The organism is Streptomyces sp. NBC_00513 (genome assembly GCF_041431415.1).
In the GTDB taxonomy this organism is placed as follows: Bacteria; Actinomycetota; Actinomycetes; order Streptomycetales; family Streptomycetaceae; genus Streptomyces.
Genome location: NZ_CP107845.1, coordinates 673,303 through 688,508, shown reverse-complemented (window position 1 = coordinate 688,508; position 15,206 = coordinate 673,303). Strand labels below are relative to the sequence as shown.

13 protein-coding genes are annotated in these 15,206 nt (G+C 73.0%); 3 read left to right on the top strand and 10 right to left on the bottom strand.

Going from position 1 to position 15,206, the window contains the following annotated elements; genetic code table 11:
- Positions 1 to 297: 297 nt before the first annotated feature.
- Positions 298 to 627 carry an SCO4225 family membrane protein gene (locus OHA84_RS03450; RefSeq protein WP_053679800.1) on the top strand — a complete coding sequence of 110 codons (330 nt, stop codon included), beginning with the start codon at positions 298 to 300 and terminating at the stop codon, positions 625 to 627.
- 82 nt (positions 628 to 709) lie between these two features.
- Here OHA84_RS03450 and OHA84_RS03445 read toward each other — a convergent pair whose 3' ends face one another.
- Positions 710 to 2,242, bottom strand: a complete 1,533-nt coding sequence (locus OHA84_RS03445) for a helix-turn-helix domain-containing protein (RefSeq protein WP_323181946.1) — start codon at positions 2,240 to 2,242, stop codon at positions 710 to 712.
- Between the two features lie 301 nt (positions 2,243 to 2,543).
- On the opposite strand from OHA84_RS03445, the gene OHA84_RS03440 reads away from it, so the two are divergent.
- A complete protein-coding gene (locus OHA84_RS03440) occupies positions 2,544 to 3,251 on the top strand; it encodes a DUF4232 domain-containing protein (RefSeq protein WP_266973478.1) in 708 nt (235 codons plus the stop codon).
- A 135-nt stretch (positions 3,252 to 3,386) separates the two neighbouring features.
- On the opposite strand, the gene OHA84_RS03435 is transcribed toward OHA84_RS03440, so the two are convergent.
- Positions 3,387 to 3,641 carry a DUF4404 family protein gene (locus OHA84_RS03435; protein WP_266973479.1) on the bottom strand — a complete coding sequence of 85 codons (255 nt, stop codon included), beginning with the start codon at positions 3,639 to 3,641 and terminating at the stop codon, positions 3,387 to 3,389.
- A gap of 235 nt (positions 3,642 to 3,876) precedes the next feature.
- Between OHA84_RS03435 and OHA84_RS03430 the strand changes: the two genes are divergently transcribed.
- Positions 3,877 to 4,902 (top strand): hypothetical protein, encoded by a 1,026-nt coding sequence (locus OHA84_RS03430; RefSeq protein ID WP_266973480.1) that lies wholly within the window; start codon positions 3,877 to 3,879, stop codon positions 4,900 to 4,902.
- A gap of 113 nt (positions 4,903 to 5,015) precedes the next feature.
- On the opposite strand, the gene OHA84_RS03425 is transcribed toward OHA84_RS03430, so the two are convergent.
- The 8 genes from OHA84_RS03425 to OHA84_RS03390 form a co-directional block, all read right to left on the bottom strand.
- Entirely contained in the window at positions 5,016 to 7,592 is a 2,577-nt protein-coding gene (locus tag OHA84_RS03425; RefSeq protein WP_266973481.1) for an ABC transporter permease, read from the bottom strand.
- A gap of 64 nt (positions 7,593 to 7,656) precedes the next feature.
- Positions 7,657 to 8,424, bottom strand: coding sequence for an ABC transporter ATP-binding protein (locus OHA84_RS03420; protein ID WP_107089346.1), 768 nt, complete (start codon positions 8,422 to 8,424; stop codon positions 7,657 to 7,659).
- Between the two features lie 137 nt (positions 8,425 to 8,561).
- Positions 8,562 to 9,851 (bottom strand): HAMP domain-containing sensor histidine kinase, encoded by a 1,290-nt coding sequence (locus tag OHA84_RS03415; protein ID WP_266973483.1) that lies wholly within the window; start codon positions 9,849 to 9,851, stop codon positions 8,562 to 8,564.
- 5 nt (positions 9,852 to 9,856) lie between these two features.
- Positions 9,857 to 10,531 carry a response regulator transcription factor gene (locus OHA84_RS03410; RefSeq protein ID WP_371591573.1) on the bottom strand — a complete coding sequence of 225 codons (675 nt, stop codon included), beginning with the start codon at positions 10,529 to 10,531 and terminating at the stop codon, positions 9,857 to 9,859.
- Between the two features lie 462 nt (positions 10,532 to 10,993).
- A complete protein-coding gene (locus OHA84_RS03405; protein WP_053683014.1) occupies positions 10,994 to 11,530 on the bottom strand; it encodes a DUF1990 family protein in 537 nt (178 codons plus the stop codon).
- The gene (locus tag OHA84_RS03400) at positions 11,527 to 12,366 is read right to left on the bottom strand and encodes a YndJ family protein (protein WP_266973484.1); all 840 of its coding nucleotides are present in this window, start codon (positions 12,364 to 12,366) and stop codon (positions 11,527 to 11,529) included. Before OHA84_RS03400 ends, OHA84_RS03405 begins: the two co-directional genes overlap by 4 nt.
- Positions 12,367 to 12,576: 210 nt before the next feature.
- Positions 12,577 to 13,461: an aminoglycoside phosphotransferase family protein gene (locus tag OHA84_RS03395; protein WP_266974142.1), complete on the bottom strand. Its 885-nt coding sequence runs from the start codon at positions 13,459 to 13,461 to the stop codon at positions 12,577 to 12,579.
- 204 nt (positions 13,462 to 13,665) lie between these two features.
- The gene (locus OHA84_RS03390) at positions 13,666 to 15,057 is read right to left on the bottom strand and encodes an FAD-binding protein (protein WP_266973485.1); all 1,392 of its coding nucleotides are present in this window, start codon (positions 15,055 to 15,057) and stop codon (positions 13,666 to 13,668) included.
- Positions 15,058 to 15,206 lie beyond the last annotated feature (149 nt).

The following is a 15,206-nucleotide window of genomic DNA, read 5'->3' as shown; positions in this document are numbered from 1 at the left end:
GGACGCGGCCGACCCGACGAGGGCCGGCAGACAGCGCGTAACTCTAGGCCGGGGCGCGCCCCCGGTCCCACGAGCACATCTGCGCGAACGGTCACCCGCCGGCGGGCCCCCGCCGGAGCGCAGGACGGCGGGCTCCCGCCCGCACGGGCCCTGACCGGTACCCGGTCCCGGGTGTGCGGGCTCACCCGGGACCGTGATCAAGCGCCGACCGAACCGGGTACGGGTACTCACGACAGACCCCCGGTCCCTCCCGAAACATGGGGAGGGAAAGAGAAACCACTACCGAGGGGGCACACCGTGAACGCCCGAACCTTCATCCGCCTGACCGTCACCAACCGCGCGTCGGCGATCTACCTCGGTCTGATCGCCTGCCTCGCCGCGATGGCCACGGCCGTGACCCTGTTCGCCGACGACCCCGGATTCGTCTGGGTATGGCCCGTCTTCCTCGCCCTGCCCACGTTCTTCCTCGTGGGCGCGCTCGGAGAAGCCGTGTGGGGCGGGACGCCGATGCCCGACTGGTTCTTCTTCGGAGGCATCCTCCTCTCCGTCCTGATCCAGTCGTTCGCCCTGGGAGCGCTCCTGGCGGGCCTGCACCGCCGTACCCGCCCCGGCCCGCGCCGCGCCTGAATCCGCACCTGGCACCTCCGCGATCCGGACCCGGCACCTTCGCGGCCGTACGCGCGAGGAGTTCAACGCGGCGCGCGGGGGATCACAGGGCAACCCACTCGCTGCGGTCCGGCCACCAGCCGTACCTCGGTCGGCCCTCCAGCGCGCTCGTGCGGAAGGGCCGACCGCCGTCGTCCACGCGCACCGTGCCGCGCCGGTCACCACTGCTCCAACCGACCTCCAGATACCAGCTCGCCAGATGTCCCTCGGTGTGGACGTCGAGGTTGAACACCTGCGGGTCGTGCGACGAGACCTTGAACGGGAAGCCCTTGGCGGGCACGGTGGATCCGCCGTCCTGACCGTCCTTCGCCCTGGTCACGGGCCGGGCGTCGTCCAGGTCGATGTCGAAGGTCTGAGGGGTGATGCCGCTGCCGCAGCCGTCGCCCATGGAGAAGGCCCGCCACGCGAGCGGCGCGCCGCGCTCGACCACGCGCACGTCGATCCCGGTGATGACCACCGCCTCGTCCGTACGGCCCTTGGCGGTCAACTGGAGCTGCATCGCTCCGGCGTCAACGGCCCCGAGCGCCCTGGCCCAACCCCGGGTGTCCTGCGGGGCGCTGGGCGGCGGTACCTGTCCCTCCGGCTGATTGAGCAGGAAGTTCGCCCCGCAGGGCGCGTCCCAGTTGTACGAGCTCACCCCGACGCTCGGTGGCTGCACGGCCGCGCCGTCGCCGGAGGGCGGTGTCCCCCCGGGCGTGCCCGACCCTTCCCGGCCGGGCGCGGGCGAGCTCGCCCCGGCGACGGGGGAGGCGCTGCCGCCCGCGGTGGTGGAGCCGCTCGCCGTGGGAGAGGTCGAGGCGGAGGCGCTCGTCCCGGGCCCGGGGGTGTACGGCGCGGTCCGGCTCGACGAGGGGCTCACGGGAGCCGAGGGCCCCGAAGGAGTCGGCTCGTCCGCGGCGTAGCGGGTCACGGCGTACGCCGCCGGCACGGCGAGCACGGCGACGGCTCCGGCCGCCAGGGCGATCCGTACCCCTCGGCGCCGCGCCGGGAAGCCCGCGGCGGCGGAGCGCGAGGAGTCGCGACCGCGACGGGGCCGGCGCGTGGTGGACGTGACGGCGCCGACTGCCGGGGTCTTGCCGGCCTCCGGTTCCGGCCCGTCATCGGATTCCGTTTCCATTTCCGACGTCGGCTGTGGCGACTCGGCGCCCTTCGAGGCGTTCTCGGCCGAGGACGCCGAGGACGCCGGGGGCGCCGGGGAGTGCGGACCGCCCGCGCCGGCCGCTTCACCAGGCGCCGCGTCCGCGGTGCCGGCCGCCTTCGCGAGGTTCGCCGAACCGGTTCCCCCTGCCGCCGTCTCCGCCGTGGTGGTCGTCGTCACCGGCCGCGGACGCCGCCGCGCGTCGTCGGCGATGATCCAGCGGCGGTGTGCCTCCACCAGCTCGTCGCGGGTCGCCCCGCACTGCTTGGCGAACCGTTCGACCGTCCCGAAGTCGGTGGGAACGGCGTCTCCGTTGCAGTACCGGTGCACCGTCGACGTGCTCACGTGCAGCCGCCCGGCGAGCGCTCCGTAGCTCAGCCCCGAACGCTTCTTGAGCCCGCTCAACAGTCCGGCCAGGCCATCCGATCCCGTGGTCACTCGGGTCCCCCGCTCCATACGTCTTTCCAGCCAGGCGTTCCAGGGACAGGTCATCCGACCAGCTCACAGGCCGTTCCACGTCCCAACGTCCCCCATTGTCCCGTGTATCTGGCACATGATCGGCACAGCCCCGCAACCTTGGGACAGCGCCACCGAAACCGGAGCTGCCATGCCAAGACGTTTCGGCGCGACCGACGTGGTCGCCGTCGCCGTACTGATCGCCTGTATCTCGGTCCTGACCGCACTCCTGGGCCGTCACTGAATCCGCGTCACATCCCACACCAGAAGGACGACCGCATCCATGCGCACCACCCGTACCAGTCGCACCGCTCTGACCGCCTGCGCCGCCGCCCTGCTCGCAGCCACCACCCTGACCGCGTGTCAAGGCAATGACGCACTGACCAAGGAACCGTCGCCCGCCGGCGCGGCCTCCGCCGTGCAGCCCTCGGGCGGCACCACCGACAGCGGCAACGCGCAGCCCGTCGGCCACAGCCCCAGCGGGGGCACCGCCGCCCCGACCGCCAAGGGCGGCGCCGGGGACGGCAACAGCAAGGCGAGCGGGGGCAAGGGCGGCGCCGAGGCCGGTTTCGTGGCCTGCACGGCCGGTTCCACGAGGATCGTGGCCACCAAGGTGGAACGCCCCGTCAACCACATGCTGCTCACCGTCACCAACACCGGTAAGCGTGCCTGCGATGTCTACCTCGCGCCCCTGCTGCGCTTCGACGACGAACAGGCCGCGACGCAGATCGTGGAGGACAGCAAGCCGCAGGCCGTCACGACGCTCGCCCCGGGCGAGTCCGCGTACGCCGGGGTGACCCTCAGCAGCGCGACCGGTGAGGCGGCCCACGGCTACAAGCCCGAGAAACTTGAGCTCCACTTCGCTGCCCGCAGCGGTTCCGGTTCGGCCGGCGCCCCGGTCAAGGTGACCCTCCCGGCGGACACGTACAAGGACGACAGCGCGGCCGTCACGTACTGGCTCACCTCGATGCAGGACGCGCTGAACCACTGAACGGCCGTCCCGTCACGCCTCGTCGTCCCGGCCGAACTCGCCCGCCCGACTTCGCCCGCCCGCCTCGCCCGCTCCGAAGCGCGAACACCGCCCCGGGGCGAGGCCCGGGGCGGTGTTGGAATGCGGTGAGGGAGCTCAGATGCCGATGTTGGCCAGGTTGACGCCGATGTTGCGCAGGGTCGCGGCCAGGGAGGGGTGCTTCACCTCGAACCGTTCGGCCGCCAAGTGCAAGGACTCGGACATGCCCGGATCCTCGGCCGCCTCATCGGCCTCCAGCCGGTCGAGCAGCGCCTCCAGGTGTGCGCGCTCGTATGCCGGGAGGCCGACTCCCGTCGTCCGGAGCTCCGCACGCAGTGCCTCCAGATGTTCCCTCGTCGCGTGGTTCGGCACCGTGTCTCCTCCGTCGCTCGCCGCCTGGCCCGGGGTCCGTCCCCAGGCAGCGGATACCGACCGTCTGCCCGCCCCCGCTCCCCGCACGCCTCCACGAGCCGGCAAGGCGCGTGGGTGCCCCTCCGGAACTACCATGGACGAATACAGCCGAAACAGCCCGATAGGCCCGATTGGCCCGGATCTCGTCTCTCGGCCGCGTGCACCCGCGTACGCATACCCAGGGTGATCGATGACGATGAAGCGAACCGCTCAACGGCGCGTCGGCGACAGGGTCCCCGCGCTCGCCGCCGCTGCCGCCGTCGCGTGCCTGCTGCCCGGAGGCGTGGCCGTCGCCGGCGAGGCCGACAAGGCGGGGTCTTCCTCGGCCGACACGGTGGCCGCCGTGGACGAGACCTGCGCGACCTCGCTGCCGGACAGTTTCTGGCGGGCACCCGTGGACAAGCTCCCCGTGCACCCGAACTCCGCCCGGTACGTCTCCTCGATCGGCTCCTCGGTAGCCCTGCATCCGGACTTCGGGTCGGGCCTCAGCGACGGCGAACCCTTCGGCATCCCCATCACCGTCTCGGACGAGAAGCTGCCGGAAACGAAGGTCACCCTGGACTACGCCGACGAGAGCGACAAGACCGGGTACCGCATCCCGCCGGACGCCAAGATCGAGAACGGTCCGGCGAGCGAGGGGGACCGGCACGTCGTCGTATGGGACCGCGAGCTGTGCAAGTCCTACGAACTCTGGAACGCGAAGCAGGAGGGCGACAACGCCTGGCACGCCGGAGGGGGCGCCGTCTTCGACCTGACGACCAACGATCTCCGGCCCGACGGTTGGACGTCCGCCGATGCCGCCGGCCTCGCCATCCTCCCGGGGCTGGTACGCCAGGAGGAAGCGGAGTCCGGGCACATCGACCACGCGATCCGTGTCACCGTGCCGCGCTCGGACCAGAGTTACGTCTGGCCCGCGAGGCACCAGGCGGGAACCGCCGCGGACCCGTCACTGCCTCCCATGGGATTGCGACTGCGGCTGAAGGACTCGGTGGACACCTCGACGATGGGCCCGCAGGCCAAGGCCGTCGCCGAAGCGCTCAAGAAGTACGGCGCCATCGTCGCGGACAACGGCTCGGCCTGGTTCATCACCGGGGAGGAGAACCCCGGTTGGGACAACGCCCAGCTCGACGCGCTCAAGGCCATCAAGGGATCGGACTTCGAGGCGGTCGACGCATCGGGACTCCAGCGGTCGCCGGACTCGGGAGCCGTGGAGACCAAGTGATCCGCTGACTGAGGCGGGGCGGGGCCGGCCCTCGGCCCGGGAACCCGCCACCTCGGCTCGGGAACCCGCCACCTCGGCCCGGGAACCCGCCACCCCGGCCCGGGGCCTCGCGTCTACGTCCGGGCGACGGCCTCCAACGGGCTCAGCGCGGCCGCCCGCCGGGCCGGTCCGGCAGCAGCGAGCACACCGACCGCGAGGGAGACCAGGCACACGAGGAGCAGCTCCCCCCACGGCAACGCCATCGAGTAGTCCGCCATCGCGCCGTTGGCCACCGCGCCGACCGCCCAGGCTCCGAAGAGCCCGCCCGCCAGGCCCAGGAGCGTGCCGAAGCCGGCGACCGTCACCGATTCCACGCGGATCATCCGCCGGATCCCGCCGCGATCCATTCCGACGGCGCGCAGCACGCCGATCTCGCGGGTGCGTTCCGCTACCGACACGGCCAGGGTGTTCACGATGCCGAGCGCGGAGATCACGGCGCCGAGGACCAGCAGCCCGTACATGAGGGTCAGCAGGTCGCCCATGGCCCCGGCGGCCTCGTGGACCAGCTCGTCGCGGTCCTGGACCTTCACGAGCGGGCTGTTGCCGGTGGCGGTGCGCAGCCGGTCCGCGGTGGCCTTCGGGGTCGTGCCGCCGGCGTCGGTGCGCACGAGGATCCGCTGGACGGAGTTCGGCAGGTGACTGTCCCGGCCCACCTCGACGCGCGCGCCCAGCACGTCGTGGGCGACGGGGTTGTCCCGGTAGACCCCGACGACGGTGTACTGCTTGGACCGCTGGTCGCGACCGATGCGCGCGGTCAGCGTGCTGCCCGTGCTCAGGCCCTGTTCCCGTGCGACGGAGGCGGACACGGCGAGCCGGCCGGGACCGAGGTCCTTCAGGGATCCACCGACGAAGTCGAGTTCCATGACGTCGCGCACGGTTTCGGCGTCGACACCGGCGATCTGACGGACCTGGCCGCCGGTGAACAGGGTGGAGTCCGTGACGGCGCTCGCCGTCTTGACGCCGGCGGTGTCGGCCACCCGCTTCACGGCGGCCGGATCGATGCCGCTCATGGAGCCGCGGGCGCTGATGACGTGGTCGGCGCCGAGACCGGCGGCGGCCTGCCGATCGAGGGCCTGCGACGTGGAGTCGCCGATGACGGCGAGCCCGGCGACCAGTGCCGTGCCGACCATCAGCGCGGACGCGGTGGCCGCGGTACGGCGCGGGTCGCGCAGCGCGTTCTCCCGTGCGAGCCGGCCCGCGATCCCGAGGCGGTCGGTCAACCGTCCGCTCAGCCGGATCACGGGACCCGCGAGGAGCGGGGCCAGGACGATCATGGCGGCCACCACCACGGCGCAACCGCACATGGCGGTCCGCAGGTTCGCCTCGGAGGCGTCCTTCGCCCCGGTGAGCGACACCAGCAGCCCCGCGCCGAGCGCCAGCAGGAGTGCCCCCGCCACCCCGCGGACCCTGGACGCCATCGCGGTGGGCGGTTGGTCCGCCGAGCGCAGCGCCTCGATGGGCGCGATCCTCGCTGCCTTGCGGGACGGCAGCCACGCGGCGAGGACGGTGACGCCCACGCCGACGCCCAGGGCGGCGAGGATCGGGCGCGGGCCGATGACCAGGGGCCCCCGGGGCAGCGCGTTCCCCCCGGTGTTCAGCAGGTCCGGCAGGACGGCGGCGATGCCGAGGCCGAGCAGGAATCCGACCACCGACGCGGCGAGGCCGACCAGCGCGGCCTCCCAGAGGACGGAGCGGACCACCTGCCGGCGCGAGGCGCCGATCGCCCGCAGCAGCGCGATCTCCCGGCCGCGCCGGGACACGAGCATGGTGAAGGTGTTGACGATGAGGAACGAACCGATGAACAGGGAGACCCCGGCGAAGACCAGCGGCAGTTTGGTGTAGCCACGGGTCAACGTGTCGGCGAGGATGCTCTGTTGGTCGGCCTGGGCCCCACCGGTGGTGGCTTCGGCGCGGTCGGCCGGCAGCACGGCGCCGACGCGCTCGGCGAGCTCGTAGTCGCTGACGCCGGGGGCGGCGGACAGATCGATCGAGGTGTAGTGGCCCGGTGACGCGAACAGCGCCTGGGCGGTGGCCTCGTGGAACAGGGTGAGGGTGCCGCCGGCGGTCACCCGGGGCTCCTTCGTGGTCACGATGCCCACGAGCCGTTTCCTCAGCACCGGGCCGTCGGTGGCCAGCGTGATGGTGTCGCCGAGGGTGAACCCGCCGGCGGCGGCGGTCCCGTCGTCCACGGCGATCTCGGCGTCGTTCCGGGGCGCGTGACCCTTGACCAGCGGAAAGCGGCTGTCCTTGCCGTCCGCCCCCGGTACGTGGGCGGCGCCCAGGTTCGCCCAGGTCCGTCCGGCGCGCAGGGGGGCGCCGTCCGAGCCGTTCAGGGTCGCCCGGCCGTCTACCGACGGCCGTACCGCTGCGACACCCGGTACGTCCGCGAGTTTCCGCGCGAGCACGTCGTCGACCACGGTGGCGCCATCGCCGGGGCCGTCCGCGGTGGCCCCGGGCGGGGGCTGCCTCGGGGTCACGGTGACCGCGATGTCCGCGAAGCTCTTCGACACGGCGGCGCGGTGAGCGGCCGCCGAGGAGTCCGCGAAGACGAGTGTGCCGCTGACGAACGCGACACCCAGGCAGACCGCGAGGACGGTCAGGAGCAGACGGGCTTTGTGCGCCAGGGCGTTGCGCAGGGCTGTTTTCAGCATGGGCGGCTTTCAGGGCGGGGGGAGGGGAGGGAGGAACGGGCACGGCGCCGCGGCGCCGTGCCGGTCAGCCGGTACGGGTGCGGGTGTCGAAGGCCTTCATCCGGTCCAGGACCCGCTCCGGCGTGGGGCGCGCCATCTCGTCGACCAGGCGGCCGTCCGAGAGGAACACCACACGGTCGGCGAACCCGGCGGCCACGGGGTCGTGGGTCACCATGACCACGCTCTGGCCGAGTTCGCGCACCGAGTCGCGCAGGAAGCCGAGGACCTCGGCCCCGGCGCGGGAGTCGAGGTTGCCGGTGGGCTCGTCCGCGAAGACGATCGCGGGGCGCGAGACCAGCGCGCGGGCCACGGCGACACGTTGCTGTTGTCCGCCGGACAACTGCCCGGGGCGGTGGCCGAGCCGCTGGGCCAGGCCGACCATGGAGACCACCCGGTCCAACCACTGCCGGTCGGGGCGGCGCCCGGCGATGCTCAGCGGCAGCGTGATGTTCTCCAGCGCGGTCAGCGTCGGCAGCAGGTTGAAGGCCTGGAAGACGAAGCCGATCCGGTCCCGGCGCAGGGCGGTGAGTCGCCGGTCGTTCAGCGTGCCCAGTTCGGTGGTGCCGACGCGGACCGATCCCGAGGTGACCGAATCGAGGCCGGCGGCGCAGTGCATCAACGTGGACTTGCCGCAGCCGGACGGGCCCATGATCGCGGTGAACTCGCCCTCCCGGAAGGCGAGGCTGACGTCGTCCAGGGCGACGACACGGGTGTCGCCGCTGCCGTGGACCTTGGAGACGCCGACGGTGGCGGCCGCGATCCCCACCGTCGGGTTCGGCGCGTACGGGGACAGGTGCTCGGCGGTCACGATGGACTCCTCTTCGGGTACCGGTGGGGGCACTTCGAAGGGTGTCCGGGGAACGTATCGGCGTGTCGTCCGTCGTGTATCGGTGGCCGCGCCACTTCGTAGCGGTTCCGTGTGACGGGTGGTCAGGCGGGTCGGGCCGGCAGGCGCAGCGTGGCGACGGCGCCGCCTGCCGGGGCGTTGCCCAGGTGCAACTCGGCGCCCAGCACCCGGGCCTGCCCCCGGGCGATGGTCAGGCCCAGTCCGTGGCCCGAGCCCCGTTCCGCCGCGCCCGTGTGGAAACGTCGCGGACCGTCGCGCAGCAGCTCGGCCGGGAAACCGGGGCCGCGGTCGCGCACGACGACGGTCCGGCCCTCGACGGTGACCTCGACAGGTGTGCCCCCGTGCCGGTGGGCGTTGACGACGAGGTTGCCGACGATCCGTTCGAGACGGCGCGGATCGGTTTCCACGGTCGCCGCTCCCTCGGTGGCCGACGTTCCCTCCGTGCCCGGAGTGTCCTCGACGGTGACCGTGGCGACGCATCCCGTGCGCGCCACGGCGTCGCGGACGACCGCGCCGAGCGGCACATGGGCGCGGACCGGCTGTTCGGCGCCGGCGTCCAGCCGGGAGATCTCCAGCAGGTCCTCGATCAGGCCGCGCAGATCGCGTACGCGCGCCCGCAGCAGATCCTCCGTCCCGCCGGCCGGCAACAGGTCGGCCGCGGCCAGCAGACCGCCGACGGGCGTGCGCAGCTCGTGGGCCACGTCCGCGGTGAACTGCCGCTCGTTGCGCAGCCGTCGGGAGAGGCTGTCGGCCATCAGGTCGACGGTGGCGGCGATGTCGGCCACCTCGTCACCGCCCTTGACGGACCCGGTCCGGGCGTCGAGGTCCCCGGCGGCGATCCGGCCCGCGGTCTCGGAGACCCGCCGCAGCCTGCGGCCGAGCAGCCCGGCCCCGTACACCGCCAGGGGGACGGCCGCGGCCAGCGCGACGAGCGAGGCCACCGCCATGCTCACGTCGAGGCGGCGCAGCCCGTGGAGCTCGCCGCTCATGTTGACGCGCATGGCGAGCACCGGACTGTCCGGGCCGCCGACCCGCTGGGCGGCCCAGACGGTCGGCCCGACGTTGGCGTCGACGCGGCCGTCGTAGGCGGTGTGCCGGGCACCGTCGGCCGGGTGGCGCAGGGCGGCGGGCAGCTCGGCGGGGTCGAGTTCGGCGCCGTCGGCGAGCGTTCCGGTGCGCTGGTAGACGTCCATGGCCGAGTACACGCCGTTGAACGCCCGCGCCTCGGCTCGGCCGCGGATGTCCTGCGCGGTCCACAGGTGGACCAGTACGCCCACGGCCGCGGCGACGAGGCAGGCCGTGGCCGCGGCCAGCGCCGCGATCTTCCGACGCAGGGACGCGCGGACCGGGCGCGGCCGGGGGAACGGGCGCACCGTGCTCAGCGCCTGAGCTTGTAGCCGAAGCCGCGGACCGTCTCGATCCGGTCCCGCCCCAGCTTCCTGCGCAGCCGCTGCACGCACAGGTCGACGACCCGGCTGTCGCCGTCCCAGCCGTAGTCCCAGACGTCGCGCAGCAGCGTGTGCCGCTCCAGCACGATGCCCGGGTGGGCGGCGAACTCCAGCAGGAGTTTCAGTTCGGTCGGGGTGAGCGCCACCGGGCGCCCGGAGACGAACACCTCCAGGCCGCCGGTGTCGATGGAGAGGTCCCCGAAGAACAGCCGGTCCCGGTCCGCCTCGGACGCGGGCGGCTCCCCGCCCGTCGCGCACGCGGGCCCGGGGGCGGGAGCGTAGGTCGCCCGCCGCAGCAGCGATCGGATGCGTGCCACCAGAACGGAGGTCTCCACCGGCTTGACGACGTAGTCGTCCGCGCCGGCCTCCAGCCCGGCGACCACGTCGAGGCCTTCGCCGCGGGCGGACATCATCAGGATCGGCACCAGGCTGGTCTCCCGGACCCTGCGGCACAGCCCGATCCCGTCGAGACCGGGCAGCATCACGTCCAGGATCAGCAGGTCGAAGCTCTCCTCGCGCAGGAGCTCCAGCGCGGCGAGGCCGTCGGACGCGGCCTGCATCCGGTAGCCGTAGCGTTCGAGGGCGACGGTGAAGGACCGGCGCATCAGGTCGTCGTCCTCCACCAGCAACACGCGAGCGAGGCGCGCGGAGGCCGGAGCCGAGGCGGACGAGGACACGGGGACGACTCCTGTTGAAACGGTCCGGGCGGGGCATCGGACCCGGGCGTGCTCACGCGCCGCCGACGATCCGAAAGGAACGATACGGCAGCCGTACGGGGTGGTGTCCGCGGCGCGGGCCGCGGACGCACCCACCCGAAAGAGCCTCCGCGATCCAAGAACACGCAGATCAGGTGGGGTGGGAGTGCCCGGCCGCCGGGGCGGACCGTCCCCTACGCGAGCCCCCGCGGGGACGTTCGCCGCGCCGGACTGATGGGCGACCAAGCGCTCCCTGATACCCGCCCGATACAAACGCGCGGCCACCGCTCCCGACAGAACGCGCGCCCACCGCTCCCGACGGAACGCGCGCCCACCGCTCCCGCCCGCCGGAGACGGTCCACGGCTCCGACGTCAGCCGGCCCGCACCACTGCGCGCAGCGTGTGACCCAGCAGCCGGGCGTAGGCGCGTTGCAGGACCGGTACCGCCGGGCCCGCGAGACGGGTGTACCAGCAGCCGGGCCGGCTGAAGGCGGTCACCGTGAACCACACGCCGCCGTCGGCGTCCATGTCCACTACGAAGGACTCCTCGCCGCACTCGGGGTGGCCCTTCAGCGTCCCGTACGCGAAACCGATGCGGTCGGGCTCGTACGCCGTCCAGATCACCTGGCACGGAGCGGTGACGCGCAGCGGTCCGATGCCGATGCCGACCTCCACCCGCCGGCCGGGAAGCAGGGGGCCCTCCTGGTCCGTGGCCACGCGCATCCCCGAGGCGCGGTGCGCCCGGAGGGTGGTGACCGCGGCGCCGGCCGCTTCCAGGTCGGGCCGGCCGTGCCCGATCCGGACGCGGTACTCCAGGTGGTCGTATCCGGCCGGCAGCGGTCGGAGGGCGGTGGCGCCCGCCTCGGGGTAGTTGACGGTGTCTCGGTCGGGGCTGAAGAGTCGGGTCATGGGGTCTTCTCCGTCAGGTCGGGGCCCAGCCGGTGCCAGGCGAGCATCGAGCAGAGGGCGAATCCGAGGGCGTTGCCGAGGCCGTGGGTGGCGGCCATCCAGGTCAGGGTGGGGTGGGTGATGCCGGTGGCCTCGCCGAGGGCCCACCACAGGGCGAGCAGCATGGTGGCCACCAGGACCGCGGCCGAGGTCGACAGCAGCGCGCCCGTGACACGTCCGCGGGCCCGCGGACGGATCTCCCGCCAGGTCAGCACGGCCACCGCCCACATCCCGCCGGTCAGGACCGCGGCGCCCACCAGCTCGGCCCAGTCGTCGACGAAGTAGCCGAGGAGCACGAGGAGCGTGCCGGCCGGGACGCTGTACGCCGCCGCGCGCGAGAGGCCGCCGGCGGAGGAAGGGGCGGCCCGGCACACCAGCCCGGCGACCAGCGCGGCGGCGAAACCGGCGAAGTGGAAGTGCGGGACGGTCAGCGCCAGGATGTCGAGGTCGAAGCCGAACAGACGGTGTCCGCCGCGTTCGGCGACCAGGGCCGTCGCGGCCACCGAGGGCGCGACGAGCGCGGTCAGCACGGCGATCTCGGCCGGGGCGAGCGAGCGCGTCCGCAGCAGCCGGGCCGGGGCCTGTGCCGCGAGGACCAGGGTGGCGGCGGCGTAGAGGCCGGCGAGCACGGTGGCGAGGGCTCCGCGCGGGAGCCACAGGCACACCGCCCCGGGAACGGCGAGGAACGGCCACAGCCGGGCGATCCGGTGCGGCCCCACCGGATCGATCAGACGCAGGCCTGCGGGAACGATCCCCAGCATGCCCAGGGTGACGATCAGATTCACCAGCACCGTCATCGCGGACCCCCTCCGGCCGCGCCGAACGCGCGGAGCACTGAACGCTTGAACGCGTTCAACTCATGACCGTGACCCTACGGGGTTCGTTGAACATGTTCAAGACGGCTGGTGGTCAGCCCGGGGCATGGTCGGGACGTGGGTTGGGGCGTGGGTCGGGGTGTGTGCCGCTTGAGCGGACGCACGGGCCCCGGGGCGCAGGCTCCCCGGGTCTCACCCGCGGGATCCGAGGACCTCCCGGATGACGTGCCGGGCATTGGCCGAGATGATCGGGTTGGTCCTGCGGTAGTACGGCAGCTGGATGACCGCCATGGACAGCGCCCAGCCCCGGCCGCGGGCCCAGGTCGCGTCGTCCACGTCCACCACGTCGCGGTACACCCGTCGAGCCGAGGCGGGCAGCAGATTCCAGGCGGGGATGAGGTCGGTGGCCGGCTCTCCCAGGCCCACGGTGCCGAAGTCGATGACGGCCGAGACGCGGTCACCGTCCAGCAGCAGATTGCTCGGCATGAGGTCGCAGTGCGTCCAGCGGGCCGGGCCCGTCCACAGCGGTGCCGCGAGGGCCTCCTCCCAGGCCGCGGTGATCTCCTCGACGTCGAAGGGTTCGTCGGTACGGCGCAGCTCCTCGATCGCCCCCCGCACGTCCCGGTCCTCGCTGATCAAGGGCGCGCCGCGGTGCGCGGGCGGGCCGTCGGGGAGTGCGACCCCGCGGAACGCGACCGCGAACCGGGCGAGGTCCCGGGCCACGGACTCGGGTTCAGCCAAGACGCCCTCGACAGGGCTGCGGCCCTCGATCCACCGGTGCACCGCCCAGCTCAAGGGGTAGCCCTCACCCGGGGCGCCGGTCGCGACCACCTCCGGGATCGGCAGCGGCAGCAGCGGCGCCAGCCGGGGGAGCAGCCGTGCTTCCGTCACGATGGCCTCGGCGCCGCCGGGGCGCAGCGGCAGTCGGACGGTCAGGTCGTCGCCGAGCCGGTAGATCGCGTTGACCGTGCCCCCCGACGCGAGGCGGGTGATCGGCAGGTCCGCCCACCGGGGGAACTGGGCGCGCAGCAGGCCCCGTACCAGATCGGCGTCGATCTCCGCCTCGTCCGCGTGCATCCTGCCCATGTCCCCACCCGGTTCTCTCGATTGCCGCCCGGATCGTCCCACGGCCCCGGCCGTGCCACACAGCCGATTTCGCGGGCCTGCGACCAGGGCGAACCGACGAACCGCAACCTTTCGACCGGGCCCGGCCGGCAACCTTTCGACCGGGCCCGGACCGTACCCTTCGACCGGACCGCACCCTTCGACCGCAGCGCTCCGTCAGAAGATGCGTTGGCCGGGCGTGAGGATCCCGTCGGGGTCGTAACGGTGCCGCGCGGCCTTGAACTCGTCCCAGAACGGGCCGAAGTGACGCACCCAGTCATCCGTGGTGAGCGGCACCGACCCGATCGGGTACCAACGGCCACCCACGGCGAGCGTGGCGTCGTACTGCCTGCGATTCGCGGCGACCATCACCTCGGCGGAATCCGCGCCGGGGGAAGCGGTCTTGAGGAGGGAGAAGAGGTAGGCCAGTTCCTCGTCCGGCATGACCGGGAGCGGCGTCGCGCACTTGGCGGTGACGACGGGGTACAACAGGACCACCGCGCTCGCGCCGATCGAGCCGCCCTTGAGGGTCGCGAGCGTCTCCGAGACAACGGAGTTCACGGCCGACGCGGGAAGCAGACTGTCGAACCAGGGGTGGGGACGCCTCCACTCGCCCATGGACTCGAACACCTCCACCATCGGGGCGATCCGGTTCAGGAAATCGAAGTACGGCAGGTCCTGGACCTCGACCGCCGTGTGGTCCAGGTCGCCGGTGAGCCGGGCGTCGTCGGCGGCCGTCCCGTCGTAGGCCGCCGCCTCGATCATGTAGCTCCAGCCCTCCGGGGAGGGCGTGTGAGCCTGCCCGACGAGGTAGTCGAAGCGTCCTTCCCCGATCAGCCTGGCCTGCTGCGCGGTGAGTGCGGCGAGGCTGGGGGCGGCGAGTGTGTAGAGCCGCACGGAGCGGGGCGCGGGGACCAGCGCGAGAGTGGCCCGGGTGATGATCGCGCACTGACCGAGGCCGCCGAGGACGGCGCGGAACAGGTCGGGACGCACGGTCGGCGAACAAGTCGTCAACTCGCCCTCACCGGTGACGACCTGGAGTTCGATCACGTTGTCGACCTGCGTGCCGTGGTGACCGATCTGTCCGCCCAGCCCACCGGCCGAGAGCGTGCCGCCTATGGAGAGTTCCAGGTAGTCGGTGAAGGCCGGCGGGGTGAGACCACGGGCCAGGGAAGCCCGGACCAGAGTGCTCCAGCGGACTCCGCTCTGGACCACGGCGGTGTCGTCGTCGCGGATCTCGACGGAGTCCAGGGTGCCGAGGTCGACGACCAGCCCGGAAGCCACCTGGGCCTGCCCGTTGGTGGAGTGCCCCTGGCCCCGCCCGGCCACCTTCATTCCGCGCGCGCGACAGTGACGGACCATCGCGGCGACGTCCTCGGCCGAACCGGGCCTGAGGACCACGGCGGGCGGCTGACGGACGAGGCCACCGAAGTCGGTGGACGCCGCTTCGAGGGAGCCGGCGTCGAAGCACAGCTCCCCGTCCAGCGCGGGGACCGGGCCGAAGACGCCGGCGAAGTCACCGGCGGGCGCCGGATCCGGCTGCGGGGCAGAGAGGTGGGGAGGCGTCACGCTTGCTCCAGATCGACTCGGGTACGAGGAACACCCCCGGCCCGCAGGGGAGTCGGCGGCGGTGGTCAGCGGCGTGCCTGGCCCACATCACGCACCATATCCACGGACCCGGACCCGGTTCCGTACATTTCGGCCACCACCGTGCCGGA